Raw genomic sequence first — 15,271 nt, 5'->3', positions numbered from 1 at the left:
CGTCCACGGCTGCAGAGCAAACCGAAGGTGGACGGGCCACAGAGTGCCATTGTCACCGGGCCTGCGGGCGAGGAAATCTTCTGTGATGAACATGGCCGGGTACGGGTGAAGTTTCACTGGGACAGGTATAACCCGGCAACGGAGGCGAGTTCATGCTGGGTGCGGGTATCGCAGGCGTGGGCGGGGCCGGGGTTCGGTAACCTGGCGATACCGCGGGTGGGCCAGGAGGTGATTGTTGATTTTCTGAACGGAGACCCGGACCAGCCCATTGTGACGGGGCGGACCTACCATGAAGATAACCGTTCACCGGGGGATTTACCGGGCACGCGGACGCAGATGACCATCCGCTCGAAGACCTATAAAGGAAGCGGCTTTAATGAACTGCGTTTCGAGGATGCGACGGACAGTGAGCAGGTGTATATCCACGCGCAGAAGAACATGGACACGGAGGTGCTTAACGACCGGACGACGGACGTGAAGCATGACCATACGGAGACCATCGGTAACGACCAGAAGATAAGGGTGGTGAAGGGGCAGACGGTTGAGGTCGGCACCAGAAAAGAAGGGGGCCACGACCAGAGTATCACGGTGGCGAACGACCGGCGCATAACGGTACGTAATGACCAGACTCTGAAGGTAACGAATGACCGGACGGTGAGCGTGAGTCACGATGACGGTCTGTACGTCAGAAACGACCGTAAAGTGACGGTGGAAGGGAAGCAGGAGCATAAGACGACGGGGAACCATGTCAGTCTGGTGGAGGGGAAACACAGCCTGGTGGTGAAGGGGGACCTGGCGAGGAAGATTAGCGGTGCGCTGGGAATGAAGGTCCGGGATGAAATTGTACTGGAGAGTGGCGGTAAAATCACCATGAAAGTGGGTGGTTCGTTTGTGGTCATCCATTCAGGGGGCGTGGACATCGTCGGGCCGAAAATCAATCTCAATAGCGGCGGTAGTCCGGGAACGCCGGTGCCGACGCTGCAACCGGCGGTTCTGAAAGCGCTGGCAGATGATAAAAGTTTAGCGGCTGAGCAAAATGACAGTAATGCGTCGTCCGATCAGAATGATAACAACGATGAGGATGAGGAAGCACCAGAAAAATCGGTGTGTAAGGAGTGCCTGAAAAGGGCGCAGGAAGCCGCCGCCGCTTTTGCGCCTCGTGGATAAGGGAGAAAGACAATGATAACAGTATCGCCACACGCTACCGATCAAGACAAATATATTATCTGGCTGAAGCAGGCCGAATCATTCTGTTCTGCCGTTGGTTTGGATTACATAGATGTGCTTGTTGACCAGGCTGGAACCGACCAACCTTTGCAAAATGAGATGCTTCATTTGTCGCCAGCTATTCACTGGTATGCCCTCTTTGAAGGAACGCCTGAAGCAGAGACGATGGAGTATTCCCCTGTAGTGTTACGCCTGTACTTTGCGCTCAGTAGCCATCGCAAATGTCTGGCACAACTGATGGCGTCATTTGCTGATACGCCTCGTCTTACTTTGTTGATATCCCCTCTTACATTCGACCTGCTGGGTCGGCATCTTCAGGTATTGTCACAGGTTCAGTGGGAAGAACAGACCGGATTGCTGCGTTACTATGATAATCGGGTGTTCCCTTTACTGTTCACACATGTTTTGAACAACGAGCAGCAGGCGACATTTACTGATATTGCGTTGTTCTGGAGCTGGTTAGACCGTGATGGAGAGATTAACTGGAAATCAGGAAGTTTTTCACCAGAACGCAGGCTTACTGACAACCCGGAGATGAATCGGGTGGATGATGTACAGGTGGGATTGATGGGATGTATCTGCGACGCTGAAGCCCTGATGAAGGAGAAAGCAGTCATTGAAATCAGTCAGGAAAGCTATTTTTCGCACTGTCTTGATATTGCTATCAGGGCCAATGACGCGGGATATTTCGGGGCTTTGCGGGACTTCGAGGGATAATATTGTGGTGATGTACAGGGGTATACATAAAATCATTCAAGTTGCATCAAGGCGGCAAGCAAGCGAATCCCCAGGAACGTACATAAGTACGTGACTGGGGGAATGAACGCAGCCAACGCAGAGGCAGCTTGAAGGATGATGTGTATATTTATCTTTTTAAAAGTCCGTAGCTGTTAATATCAAGAGATAATCGTGAAATAAATGGAAAATCAAGCCCGACATGTAATGGTAGTATCCACCATGTTGCATTTGTGTTCGGTCGTAATGTCAGTTCAATTGGTTGCAATATATTTTTCGTAATATCATTAATGTTCTGTCGATTTCCCAATGTATGGTAATCGAAAGATATGCATTTTATTTGCTTCTTTGTCAAAGCTTGGTTGTCGTAGAAATAATACCCATCAATCAAAATCCCGCAAAGCAAAGGAACCAGCAACATGTCCAGCGAAATAAGGAAAAGTATCAGTATGAGAGCGATTTTCAAATGTTATTCTCTAATGATTTTATTTGCAGTATCAGGCTGTTCAATGGCGAGAAATAGCGGTGATTACACTGCTGGAGATATTAACGGGATAAACCATACGAATAAGGCTATAAATTATTTACACATCAATGGTTACGGTGGTCCAAATATTGCTCCATTCGGGGACGGTGGAGGATATTGTTGTGTTATGTTGCCAGATAAGTGGCATTCTGGATTAAAAGCCCGGGTTGAGTGGGAGGTTGATCCAAATACAGCTCCTCTGCCTCCAGGTTATGTGGACAGGGAGAAATTTGAAGAATGGAAGAAAGTTGCGCTAAACAGTTTTAGAAAATATTCAACAATTGTTGATATCCCGGAATACGGCGCTGAACGTTGTGGCCTGACCGTACATTTTCTGCCATGCGATCAGATAAAAGTGACAACCGTCTGCGAGGGTTATGGCACACCGAATTATCCCATCAAAGAACCCCGCGAGATGAAGGAACCAGCAACATGTCCATCAAAATAAGGAAAAGTATAAGTATGAGAGCGATTTTCAAATGTTATTCTCTAATGATTTTATTTGTGCTATCAGGCTGTTCAATGGCGAAAAATAGCGGTGATTACACTGCTGGAGATATTAAAGGTATGAACCATACCAGGGAAAGATCACGTAACGCTGCTTTTTTGTACTAAACAATTCGCATTTTATGTTTAAAAATTGAGATATTCCTCATTACCTGAAGCTGTTTTTTATTGCTTATACATGATCAAATACTCCTTACATAATTAAGGAGAACAAAATGGTACTTAAAAAATTGATGGAACATATTTCTATTATCCCCGATTACAGACAAGCCTGGAAAGTGGAACATAAATTATCGGATATTCTACTGTTGACTATTTGCGCCGTTATTTCGGGTGCAGAAGGTTGGGAAGATATAGAGGATTTTGGGGAAACACATCTTGATTTTTTAAAACAATACGGTGATTTTGAAAATGGTATTCCTGTTCACGATACCATCGCCAGAGTTGTATCCTGTATCAGTCCTGCAAAATTTCACGAGTGCTTTATTAACTGGATGCGAGATTGCCATACTTCAGATGATAAAGACGTCATCGCAATTGATGGAAAAACACTCCGGCATTCTTATGACAAGAGTCGCCGCAGGGGAGCGATTCATGTCATTAGTGCGTTCTCAACAATGCACAGTCTGGTCATCGGACAGATCAAGACGGATGAGAAATCCAATGAGATTACAGCTATCCCAGAACTTCTTAACATGCTGGATATTAAAGGAAAAATCATCACAACTGATGCGATGGGTTGCCAGAAAGATATTGCAGAGAAGATACAAAAACAGGGAGGTGATTATTTATTCGCTGTAAAAGGAAATCAGGGTCGGCTAAATAAAGCCTTTGAGGAAAAATTCCCACTGAAAGAATTAAATAATCCAGAGCATGACAGTTACGCAATGAGTGAAAAGAGTCACGGCAGAGAAGAAATCCGTCTTCATATTGTTTGCGATGTCCCTGATGAACTTATTGATTTCACGTTTGAATGGAAAGGACTGAAGAAATTATGCGTGGCATTCTCCTTTCGGTCAATAATAGCAGAACAAAAGAAAGAGCCAGAAATGACGGTCAGATATTATATCAGTTCTGCTGATTTAACCGCAGAAAAGTTCGCCACAGCGATCCGAAATCACTGGCACGTGGAGAATAAGCTGCACTGGCGTCTGGACGTGGTAATGAATGAAGACGACTGCAAAATAAGAAGAGGAAATGCAGCAGAATTATTTTCAGGGATACGGCACATCGCTATTAATATTTTGACGAATGATAAGGTATTCAAGGCAGGGTTAAGACGTAAGATGCGAAAAGCAGTCATGGACAGAAAGTATCTGGCGTCAGTCCTTGCGGGGAGCGGGCTTTCGTAATCTTTCCCTGTGAACCATACCGATGTTGCTATTAATTATTTCAGTATCAATGGCTATGGCGGGCCAAATATAGTTCCGTTCGGGGAGCGGGGGGGGTATTGTTGCATTATGCTGCCAGATAAGTGGCGTGTGGGATTAATGGCCCGGATTGAGTGGGAAGTAGACCCGAACCCCCTTGAACCTATTGCAATGAAAAAAGAAGGTTTTGGCTATGAAGAAGATGCTTATGCTAAACATGCTGCAAATTATCAAAAATATAAAGTAATTGTTGACATCCCGGAATACGGTGCTGAACGTTGTGGCATGACCGTTCATTTTCTGCCATGCAATCAGATAAAAGTGACAACCGTCTGCCAGGGGTATGGTACACCGAATTATCCCATCAAAGAACCCCGTGAGATGAAGGAACCAGCAACATGTCCAGCAAAATAAGAAATGGAATGAATATAACAAAAGTAGTTAAAGGCTGTCTGGTATTAATTTTGATGGTGATTTCGGGTTGTTCAGCAGCTAATTACGACGATTATACTGCAGGTGATCTCCGGGCAATAAATCATATTAAAGGTATCAGTATTAATTGGTTCACCGTAAATGGTTATCGGGTCCATGGTTTGGGCGGTGGATATTGCTGCATAATGTTACCAGAGAAGTGGCATTCTGGATTAAAAGCCCGGATCGAGTGGGAAGTAGACCCGAACCCCCTTGAACCTATTGCAATGAAAAAAGAAGGTTTTGGCTATGAAGAAGATGCTTATGCTAAACATGCTGCAAATTATCAAAAATATAAAGTAATTGTTGATATCCCGGAATACGGCGCTGAACGTTGTGGCCTGACCGTTCATTTTCTGCCGTGTAATCAGATTAAAGTGACAACCGTCTGCGAGGGCTATGGCACACCGAATTATCCTATCAAAGAACCCCGCGAGATGAAGGAACCTGCAACATGTCCAGCGAAATAAGGAAAAGTATCAGTATGAGAGCGATTTTCAAATGTTATTCTCTAATGATTTTATTTGCAGTATCAGGCTGTTCAATGGCAAAAAATAGCAGTGATTACACTGCTGTGGATATTAATGGGATAAATCATACGGATAAGGCTATAAATTATTTACACATCAATGGTTACGGTGGGCCAAATATTTCTCCATTCGGGGACGGTGGAGGATATTGTTGCGTTATGCTGCCAGATAAGTGGCGTGTGGGATTAAAGGCCCGGATTGAGTGGGAAGTAGACCCGAACCCCCTTGAACCTATAGCAATGAAAAAAGAAGGTTTTGGCTATGAAGAAGATGCGTATGCTAAACATGCTGCAAATTATCAAAAATATAAAGTAATTGTTGATATCCCGGAATACGATGCTGAGCTTTGTGGCCTGACCGTTCATTTTCTATCGTGCAATCAGATAAAAGTGACAACCGTCTGCCAGAAATATGGTACACCAAATTATCCTATCAAAGAACCCCGCGAGATGAAGGAACCTGCAACATGTCCAGCGAAATAAGTGGTCTGGCTTTTCCGTGTTATGCCCCCCCGGTGTTCCCTGAAGATGGGCGATTAATATTATCTGAAGCGCAGGTAAACGCGAACTACCTGAAACAAATCAATAAAACAGAGGAGCACAAAACCAACTGTAGTAAACAGGCTGGATTTAGAATTGGCTTTACATGTAGTCAAAGTCTGCATATTAGTCTGTTTTTTGATGGTACAAATAATAATGAATATAATGACACAAAAGCCTCTCATCCAACCAATATTGCGAAATTATTCCACGCAAGTATTAAAGACCGTAATGCTGGGTATTTTTCCTATTACATACCTGGTGTAGGCACACCATTTCCCAAGATAGGTGAAATGGATTACAGCAACAGCGGACTGGAATTTGCCACCGGTGGTGAAGACCGAATTAATTGGGCATTATTACGTCTCGTGGATGCCCTTAGCTATGCTATTGACCCAACCCAAAATGGACTGAATGAGAAGGTGGCAAAAGAGCACATTCCTCTTATGCGTGCTCCTTGGCCGATGACTGGTGAAGTGAATCGTCGCAATGTGATTAACCCCTACCTGGAAAAATTACAGGGACAGTTAGAACAAGCTAGTCCGCGCCTGCTAAACGTAAGGCTGTTTATCTACGGATTTTCCCGTGGCGCAGCGGAAGCACGAACTTTTGTTAACTGGTTGACTCAGTTAGCTTGCCCGCAGAGGCAACAGGTGATGCTGGCCGGGTTACCTGTCAGTATTGAGTTTTTGGGGCTGCTGGATACCGTAGCTTCTGTGGGGGCGGCGCATGTTTTACCGGGCGCAGCCGGTCATATGGGATGGGCCGATAGTACTCAGCAACTCCCTGATGAGACGCAGTTTCCCGGCCTGATTAAATGCTGCCGCCACTTCGTCGCTGCGCATGAACAGCGGTTGTGCTTTCCGCTGGATTCAATCCGTCGTCCTGAAGGCAATTATCCTTTATATGCAGAGGAAGTTATCTATCCGGGGATGCACTCTGATGTCGGTGGTGGCTATCCCGTTCGCGATCAGGGGAAGTCCTGTGGTGACTCAGGCGAAATTCTTTCTCAGATAGCCCTGCATGATATGTATCTTGCTGCATTTGATTCAGGAGCACCACTTGCTGTTTATTCTAAATTTGTTACTCCATTAATAAAAGGTGTGTTGCCTCTGCGAATTATGAGTCCTTCTAGCGTAAAGGAATTTACGATTGCTAATTCATTAACAAAACGCTTCAACATCTGGCGACAAACGCTGCTGAACACCACCTTGCAGGGTACAGAAGAAATGATTGATACGAGGGAAGGTTATCACCCCTATCAACTTGCCCAGGTTCTTGAAAGCGCAATTAGCGATCAGATCGGCTGGATCACCGCCTGGCGTATCGGTCGCTATGCGAACAACAGCCTTCTTGTGCAACCTTTTTATATTAAGGCGCCACAGCTGGATAAAGATGGACTTGATAAAGAGGCCCAAGCGCGCGAAGAACAAATGGAAAATATCGAAAAAGAGCGGGCGAACACGCAGAAAGGCAATGGCACACTTGATGAAAGTAATCAGGGCATACCTATCCTTGACCCGACGAACGCTCAGTACCAATTGCGAGAGGCAGCCCGAGAATTTCAGAGCGATTATAAAGGATGGACGCGCGATATTAACGGCAGCGTCACGGAGAAAGCCATTCAGATTCTTGTGGATGTCATTCCTAAATATCCGGTGTATCTGATTAATGGCGATGATGAAGCAAAGGAATATCAACAAATTAAGGCTATGGGAAACGGACTCTATCCACAATTTTTTATTGATTCACTGGGAACGGGAACGCGAACTCAGCCCTGCGCTGAATTACTGGCTCTCTATGATGACCAGGTTCACGACTCCCGCGCCTGGTTTATGCAAAGTTCGCTGGGTGGACGCGAACCCTGGGGCGGTTATTTTCGCTACCGCATGATTTACTTCGGTGATGAGGCTAATAAAGAGCTGAAGCTAATCTCTGCAGATGGCAAAGTTGTTGGCGATCAGCCCACATCCAACCGGGTCATTTATTGGATGGAATCGAAAACGGTGAGCCGAGGTTAAGTTTATAAGATTGAGGGGTTGGAGACCGGGCAAATGTAGACATGTAGTGCCTAATCACCCCAGTTCAAACCCATCCGCATCCCGCCATGCCGGAAACTTCACACTGTACTCCCAGGGAAAAATCACGTAATGCTGCTTTTTTTGTACTAAATAATTCGCATTTTATGTTCAATAATTGAGGTGTTCCTTATTACCTAAAGCTGTTTTTCATTGCTTATACATGATCAAATACTCATTGCATAATTAAGGGGGGGGCAAAATGGATCTTAAAAAATTGATGGAACATATTTCTATTATCCCCGATTACAGGCAAGCCTGAAAAGTGGAACATAAATTGCCAGATATTCTATCTGTTAACTATTTGTGCCGTTATTTCTGGTGCATAAGGCTGGGAAGATATAGAGGATTTGGGGAAACACATCCCGATTTTTTGAAGTGATATGGTGATTTTGAAAATGGTATTCCTGTTCACGATATCATTGCCAGAGTTGTATCCTGTATCAGTCCTGAAAAATTTCACGAGTGCTTTATTAACTGGATGCGTGACTGCCATTCTTCAGATGATAAAGACGTCATTGCAATTGATGGAAAAACGCTCCGGCACTCTTATGATAAAAGTCGTCACAAGGGAGCAATTTATGTCATTAAAATCCGTCTTCATATTGTTTGCATGTCTCTGATGAATTTATTGATTTTACGTTTGAATGGAAAGGGCTGAAGAAATTATGCATGGCAGTCTCATTTCGCTCAATAATAGCAGAACAAAAGAAAAATCTCGAAATGACGGTCAGATATTATAGCATTTCTGCTGATTTAACCGCAGAGAAGTTCGCCACAGCGAACCGAAATCACTGGCAAGTGGAGAATAAATTGCACTAGCATCTGGACGTGGTAATGAATAAAGACGACTTCAAAATAAGAAGAGGAAATGCAGCAGAATTATTTTCAGGGATACGGAACATCGCTATTAATATTTCAAAGAAAGATAAGATACTCAAGGCAGGGGCAAGATGTAAGATGTGAAAGCAGCTACGGACAGAGACTACCTCGCGTCAGTCCTTGCGGAGACGGGTTTTCGTAATCTTGCTCTGCAAGGGATGATAAAAAGTGCAACTTTATTCCACGCAGCTATTTAGACAGCGTACAGTAAACAAACGAAAGTTGTTATTTCAATGGTCAGGGCAAGAGCATGAAGTGTTTACTACACACTATGCTCTTGTCCTGGAGTCAGGTCTTGTTTGGAGGGATAAATGGTAGATATTGTCGAGGCCGATAAAACGGATATTTATTTCATTCAGGAGAGTGTTTATGGCAAAATCGGGTTGCCAGCTTTTGGTAATACAATAGGACCATCCGCACAGCAAGTTGTTAAAAAGGTATTCGCTGTCGTTAAAGAACGAGATAAGACACATGCAAAACAGAGATTATTGTTGGAATATAATGGTAACAAACTCTGGATGAATGCTATTGATGGCAGTGAAGCTATCCTACCAACAGAATTTTCTAAGCGATACGAACTTTCATTATTCAACACTACTAATTTTGGAGAAGATCCTTTTCCTGATGTTAATTTATATAATAATATGAAATCAAGTTTTTTTGTAAGGTTTGGTGGAACATCCCATCCCGAGGCTTGGGCTATTTATAATGCAAGTACGAAAGAGGTTAAATATATAGAAACTGCAAGAGAAATTGATAAAATATTCAGTGATTTTAACTTGAGTGGTACATTGCCAATTCACATTGGTCAATGATTTTTTAAACTGTGTGATTAAATAATTGAACATTAATGATGATTTATAGCATCATTATTCTATAACATGAATAAACGGATTGAATTTGTTATGTTAAAAATGAGTTTATACGTAATAATATTGTTATTTTCCTCTCAGATTAGTGCAGCCATTACTAGCAAGGAAAGTGAGGTTGTTTCACCATTATTAATGGATGTTAATTCTTCACTAACAATGGAAAATATTTCTGAATTATCCACATCATCGGAACCATCGCAACAGGGGGTATTTCCTGTAATATGTACTCGACTTCATCCTGGTTCCGTAATGAAACGCCAGTTATTAACCGGCTGGGGGCCTGTTTTTATAATTGGTGATGATCCTTTTTCTCTGCGCTGGATGAGTGAACATCTGGAGATCCTTAAATCGCTAAATGCCCTTGGTTTGGTTGTTAATGTTGAATCAGTAGAACGAATGGAGGTATTACAGCAGCGGGCTGATGGGTTATTGTTATTGCCAGTTATCTGCGATAATTTCGTGCAAACTCTGCAATTAAATGCTTATCCGGTATTAATCACAGAGATGGAAATATCACAATGATTAATAACATAATTACTGCAAATAATATCGTAATTTTGAAAATGGTAATCCTGTTCACGGCACCATAATTAGAGTTATGTCTTGTATCCGTTCAGTATAATTTCACGAATGCTTTATTAACCGGATGCGAGATTGCCATTCATCAAATGATAAAGACGTCATCGCAATTGATGGAAAAGCGCTTCCACACTCCTATGATAAAAGTGGTCGCAGGAGAGCGGGCTTTCGTAGTCATACCCCAACTCTCCCCGGCCCTAAACACAACCCCCACTCACCACAACCTAAACTCATCCGCATCCCGCCATGCCGGAAACTTTTCGCGATATTCCCTTAACACCGCCATCGACAGCTCCGCATCAATGCGCGTTGCCTGATGCGCGTCGGCAGTAGCGATAATCTCGCCCTGTGGATTAATCACCCGGCTGTCACCGCGATAATGGCAGCCGTTGCCATCGCTGCCGACGCGATTGCATCCCGCCACATACGCCTGATTCTCAATCGCGCGGGCTGTCAGCAATGCCTGCCAGTGCAGAGAGCGTGGGGCAGGCCAGTTGGCGACGTAGATGGCGAGGTCATAATCGTTGAGATTGCGCGACCACACCGGAAAACGCAGGTCGTAGCACACCAGCGGCAAAATACGCCAGCCGCGCCATTCCACAATCACTCGCGCATTGCCCGCTTTATAATGCAGATGCTCATCTGCCATTCGGAACAGATGACGCTTATCATAAAAATGTACCGTGCCGCCCGGCTCAACCAGCAAAAAGCGGTTAACCGAACCAGACTCCGTTTGTAATGCAACACTGCCTGCAATCAGCGCATTGCACTGCTGCGCTTTAGCTGTCATCCAGTTCACTACGTCATCTTGTGCTAGCGACGAAGCTGCCGCTTCCATGGCAAAGCCGCTGGTAAACATCTCCGGTAGAACGATCACATCGCGCCCGGTAATACCTTCCAGTTGACGATCAAAATGGCGCAGGTTGGCAGGACCATCCATCCACACCAGTGGTTGCTGCAAAAGCGTAATCTTCAAACCAGGCACGGTGTACAACTCCTTTATGCGAAGGGTTTTATAACTTTAACACCTTATCAGGCAGTTGCCTTAGCGCAGAATAAATTGATAACAAATGCTGATATTGGAAATATCTGATTTGCAAATTATCGTGTTGTCGCCAGGCTTTAGGAGGTTAATAACATGGGCAGGATAAGCTCGGGAGGAATGATGTTTAAGGCAATAACAACAGTCGCCGCTCTGGTCATCGCCACCAGTGCAATGGCGCAGGATGATTTAACCATTAGCAGCCTTGCAAAGGGCGAAACCACCAAAGCTGCATTTAGTCAGATGGTGCAAGGGCATAAGCTGCCAGCCTGGGTGATGAAAGGCGGTACTTATACCCCCGCACAAACCGTGACATTGGGAGATGAGACGTATCAGGTGATGAGCGCGTGCAAACCGCATGACTGTGGCTCGCAACGTATCGCTGTGATGTGGTCCGAGAAATCTAATCAGATGACGGGGCTGTTCTCGACCATTGATGAGAAAACGTCGCAAGAGAAACTCACCTGGTTGAATGTGAATGATGCGCTTTCGATTGATGGTAAAACGGTGCTATTCGCGGCGTTGACCGGCAGCCTGGAAAATCATCCGGATGGCTTTAATTTTAAATAATTAGCGGATAATGAAACGGAGCCTTTCGGCTCCGTTATTCAATTATGCGGCTTCAACTTTCCGCACTTTCTCCGGCAACTTTACCGGCTTCGTCGCCAGCTCTTCCGGCTCAAAGTCATCAACGTTAATACTGCGCAGACGACTCTCTTCAGCTTTCACCAGAATAGCGGCTTCATCTTTATCAATCAGCCCCTTTGCCAGCGCGTTGTGCGCCAGTTCATCCAGACGGGTAAATGGCAGGTTTTTACCCAGCTCTTTACAGATCCGCTGATGAATCGGATCGGCGGCAATCACATCCACCAGCGCCTCTTCCAGTAAACCAACCGGGTTATGCTCGCTCGGCGTCAGGTACTGACCGCGACCAATACGTGAACGGGTGGCGTTAGGCACTTGTAAAATCTTCGCCACTTTATGATCCAGTTTGTCAGACGGTGCCAGATAATGGCGTCCGGTCGGGAAGATCACCACATTCAGCAGCCCGGCAACCACGCGGTTCGGGAAGTTTTGCAGTAAATCGTCCATTGCCTGTTCAGCCTGATACAGCGCATCCTGTACGCCCCAATGCACCAGCGGCAGGTCGGCTTCATTACGGCCTTCGTCGTCATAACGCTTCAGAACGGCAGAGGCGAGGTAAAGCTGACTTAAAATATCCCCCAGACGTGCCGAGATGCGTTCGCGACGTTTCAGGCTGCCGCCCAGCACCGCCATCGAAACATCAGAAAGCAGGGCGAGGTTGGCACTCAGGCGGTTCAGGTGCTGATAATAACGTTTAGTGGCATCGCCGGTTGGTGTGCTGCTGGTTAAACCGCGCGTCAGGCCCAGCCAGAAGCTGCGAACTTTGTTACTGCCGACGTGGCCGATATGTTTGAATAGCAGTTTATCGAACGCGTTAACGTCATTGTTCTTCGCCGCTTCCATCTCTTCCAGCACGTACGGATGGCAACGAATCGCTCCCTGACCGAAGATCATCATGCTGCGGGTCAGAATGTTGGCCCCTTCAACGGTGATGGCAATCGGTGCGCCCTGGTAAGCACGGGCCAGGAAGTTGCTTTGCCCGAGCATAATGCCTTTGCCCCCGGTGATATCCATCGCATCAATAATCGACTGCTGCCCGCGGTGGGTACAGTGATACTTAACGATAGCCGACAGCACGGCAGGTTTTTCACCGAGCATAATGCCGTAGGTAATCAGCGATGCCGCAGCATCCATTACATAAGCGTTCCCGGCAATACGAGCCAGCGGCTCTTCAATCCCTTCCATCTTACCGATAGAGATTTTGAACTGACGGCGAATGTGCGCATACGCGCCCGTTGCCAGCGCTACCGATTTCACGCCGCCGGTTGAGTTGGAAGGCAGGGTGATGCCGCGGCCTACCGAGAGACACTCCACCAGCATCCGCCAGCCTTGCCCGGCCATTTTTGGTCCGCCGATAATGTAGTCGATCGGTACGAAGACATCTTTGCCGCGCGTCGGTCCGTTCTGGAACGGTACGTTCAGCGGAAAGTGGCGACGACCAATTTCCACGCCTGGCGTGGTGGTCGGGATAAGTGCACAGGTAATGCCTAAATCTTCTGCGCCACCCAGCAGTTTTTCCGGGTCGGAGAGTTTAAACGCCAGCCCAAGCACGGTAGCAATTGGCGCGAGCGTAATGTAGCGTTTGTTCCAGGTCAGTCGCATCCCCAGCACCTGCTGGCCCTGCCACTCGCCCATGCAGACAATCCCGGTATCCGGAATCGCGCCCGCATCGGAACCCGCTTCCGGGCTGGTCAGTGCAAAGCAAGGGATCTCCTGACCACGCGCCAGACGCGGCAGATAGTGATTTTTCTGCTCGTCAGTGCCGTAATGTTGCAGCAACTCGCCCGGGCCTAATGAGTTCGGCACGCCGACGGTAATCGCCAGGATCCCGCTCACGCCGGAGAGTTTTTGCAGCACACGAGATTGGGCATAAGCCGAGAACTCCAGCCCGCCGTACTCTTTTTTGATGATCATCGCGAAGAAGCGATGCTCTTTAAGGTACGCCCACAGCTCCGGCGGCAAATCAGCCAGCTCATGAGTAATCTGGAAATCATTCGCCATCCGGCAGGCTTCTTCTACCGGGCCGTCGAGAAACGCTTGCTCTTCTGCGGTCAGGCGCGGCTGCGGATAGTTATGCAGCTTTTTCCAGTCCGGCTTACCCTGGAACAAGTCGCCTTCCCACCAGGTAGTGCCTGCATCAATCGCTTCTTTTTCAGTGCGTGACATCGGTGGCATCACCTTACGGAATCCACGAAATACCGGCGCAGAAATCATCGACTTACGCATAGGCGCAAAGTTAAACGGTACGAGGATAATGGCCAGAGGCACCAGTACCCACGCCGACCACAGACCAGCGACGCCGAGGGCGGCTGTCCAGGCGAGCAAAATCAGACTGCTGATAAATAAGCTCACGCGGTGATAGAACAACGCGCCGAGCAGGACAACCGTAGCGAGAATACTCAAAATCATCATAACGAAAAGCCCCTTACTTGTAGGAGGTCTGACCACTTGTGATGATATGGTTGTAGTGGATGTAAAAACATTTAGCAATGTGTTTACAATATAATTACAACAAAGCTCACATTGTTGCTGTTTTTATCCGCACTTCAGGTCAAAAAGTCCTGGTCATCGCACCTGCCCGTACTTCTCGCTTTTGGCGGTATCCGGTACACTGCATTTTGTCTATTACATTTATGCTGAAGGATATCCTCATGTACCAGGATCTTATTCGTAACGAACTGAACGAAGCGGCGGAAACGCTGGCTAACTTTTTAAAAGATGACGCCAATATTCACGCCATTCAGCGCGCGGCGGTCCTGTTAGCAGATAGCTTTAAAGCCGGTGGTAAGGTGCTTTCCTGCGGTAATGGCGGTTCCCATTGCGACGCCATGCACTTTGCCGAAGAGTTGACGGGGCGCTACCGTGAAAACCGTCCGGGCTATCCGGCGATTGCCATTTCTGACGTTAGTCATATTTCCTGCGTCGGTAACGATTTCGGTTTCAATGATATTTTCTCCCGTTACGTTGAAGCGGTAGGTCGCGAAGGCGATGTACTGCTGGGGATCTCCACCTCTGGTAACTCTGCAAACGTGATCAAAGCGATCGCAGCGGCGCGTGAGAAGGGGATGAAAGTGATCACCCTGACCGGTAAAGACGGCGGCAAAATGGCTGGCACGGCGGATATCGAAATTCGCGTTCCGCACTTTGGTTATGCCGACCGCATTCAGGAGATTCACATTAAAGTGATCCATATCCTGATCCAGTTAATTGAAAAAGAGATGGCTAAGTAAGGGCTTTTCTCCCTCTCCCTTTCAGGGAGAGGGCCGGG

General features: G+C 46.5%; 14 protein-coding genes and 2 pseudogenes. 14 read left to right on the top strand and 2 right to left on the bottom strand.

Annotated elements, in window-relative coordinates:
* The 12 genes and pseudogenes from AACU19_RS03200 to AACU19_RS03145 all read left to right on the top strand — a co-directional run.
* A partial coding sequence (locus AACU19_RS03200; RefSeq protein ID WP_123057654.1) for a type VI secretion system Vgr family protein occupies positions 1-1,167 on the top strand: 1,167 nt, incomplete at its 5' end.
* A 12-nt stretch (positions 1,168-1,179) separates the two neighbouring features.
* Positions 1,180-1,944, top strand: coding sequence for a DUF4123 domain-containing protein (locus AACU19_RS03195; RefSeq protein ID WP_105278664.1), 765 nt, complete (start codon positions 1,180-1,182; stop codon positions 1,942-1,944).
* 467 nt (positions 1,945-2,411) lie between these two features.
* Positions 2,412-2,936: a DUF3304 domain-containing protein gene (locus AACU19_RS03190; RefSeq protein WP_105278669.1), complete on the top strand. Its 525-nt coding sequence runs from the start codon at positions 2,412-2,414 to the stop codon at positions 2,934-2,936.
* A 274-nt stretch (positions 2,937-3,210) separates the two neighbouring features.
* Positions 3,211-4,347 carry an ISAs1 family transposase gene (locus tag AACU19_RS03185; protein ID WP_105278663.1) on the top strand — a complete coding sequence of 379 codons (1,137 nt, stop codon included), beginning with the start codon at positions 3,211-3,213 and terminating at the stop codon, positions 4,345-4,347.
* Between the two features lie 9 nt (positions 4,348-4,356).
* Complete coding sequence (locus AACU19_RS03180) at positions 4,357-4,779, top strand: DUF3304 domain-containing protein (RefSeq protein ID WP_105278662.1); 423 nt, start codon at positions 4,357-4,359, stop codon at positions 4,777-4,779.
* Positions 4,764-5,306, top strand: coding sequence for a DUF3304 domain-containing protein (locus AACU19_RS03175; RefSeq protein WP_039021140.1), 543 nt, complete (start codon positions 4,764-4,766; stop codon positions 5,304-5,306). The genes AACU19_RS03180 and AACU19_RS03175 overlap by 16 nt, the downstream gene beginning before the upstream one ends.
* 14 nt (positions 5,307-5,320) lie before the next feature.
* Positions 5,321-5,848, top strand: a complete 528-nt coding sequence (locus tag AACU19_RS03170) for a DUF3304 domain-containing protein (protein ID WP_105278668.1) — start codon at positions 5,321-5,323, stop codon at positions 5,846-5,848.
* Positions 5,833-7,926 carry a T6SS phospholipase effector Tle1-like catalytic domain-containing protein gene (locus AACU19_RS03165; protein ID WP_105278661.1) on the top strand — a complete coding sequence of 698 codons (2,094 nt, stop codon included), beginning with the start codon at positions 5,833-5,835 and terminating at the stop codon, positions 7,924-7,926. The genes AACU19_RS03170 and AACU19_RS03165 overlap by 16 nt, the downstream gene beginning before the upstream one ends.
* A gap of 259 nt (positions 7,927-8,185) precedes the next feature.
* Positions 8,186-9,062 (top strand): annotated as a pseudogene (locus AACU19_RS03160) (ISAs1 family transposase).
* Between the two features lie 114 nt (positions 9,063-9,176).
* Complete coding sequence (locus tag AACU19_RS03155) at positions 9,177-9,680, top strand: hypothetical protein (RefSeq protein WP_000227712.1); 504 nt, start codon at positions 9,177-9,179, stop codon at positions 9,678-9,680.
* 90 nt (positions 9,681-9,770) lie between these two features.
* On the top strand, positions 9,771-10,259 hold the full coding sequence (locus AACU19_RS03150) for an integrating conjugative element protein (RefSeq protein WP_001355139.1): 489 nt from the start codon (positions 9,771-9,773) through the stop codon (positions 10,257-10,259).
* Between the two features lie 25 nt (positions 10,260-10,284).
* Positions 10,285-10,479, top strand: a pseudogene (locus AACU19_RS03145) (ISAs1 family transposase); the annotation flags it as partial.
* 51 nt (positions 10,480-10,530) lie between these two features.
* Here the strand turns inward: AACU19_RS03145 and yafV are convergent.
* Positions 10,531-11,301, bottom strand: a complete 771-nt coding sequence (gene yafV, locus AACU19_RS03140) for a 2-oxoglutaramate amidase (protein ID WP_088376516.1) — start codon at positions 11,299-11,301, stop codon at positions 10,531-10,533.
* 180 nt (positions 11,302-11,481) lie between these two features.
* On the opposite strand from yafV, the gene ivy reads away from it, so the two are divergent.
* Complete coding sequence (ivy, locus tag AACU19_RS03135; protein WP_024212190.1) at positions 11,482-11,928, top strand: Ivy family C-type lysozyme inhibitor; 447 nt, start codon at positions 11,482-11,484, stop codon at positions 11,926-11,928.
* A gap of 42 nt (positions 11,929-11,970) precedes the next feature.
* Here ivy and fadE read toward each other — a convergent pair whose 3' ends face one another.
* A complete protein-coding gene (fadE, locus tag AACU19_RS03130; RefSeq protein ID WP_105278660.1) occupies positions 11,971-14,415 on the bottom strand; it encodes an acyl-CoA dehydrogenase FadE in 2,445 nt (814 codons plus the stop codon).
* Positions 14,416-14,654: 239 nt separating this feature from the next.
* Here fadE and lpcA point away from each other — a divergent pair, with 239 nt between their 5' ends.
* Positions 14,655-15,233 (top strand): D-sedoheptulose 7-phosphate isomerase, encoded by a 579-nt coding sequence (gene lpcA / locus AACU19_RS03125; RefSeq protein WP_001353440.1) that lies wholly within the window; start codon positions 14,655-14,657, stop codon positions 15,231-15,233.
* Positions 15,234-15,271 lie beyond the last annotated feature (38 nt).

It is taken from the genome of Escherichia sp. MOD1-EC4550, from assembly GCF_963876935.1.
In the GTDB taxonomy this organism is placed as follows: Bacteria; Pseudomonadota; Gammaproteobacteria; order Enterobacterales; family Enterobacteriaceae; genus Escherichia; species Escherichia coli_F.
Note: the sequence above shows the minus strand (reverse complement) of the source record. Positions and strands in the feature narration are given on the sequence as shown.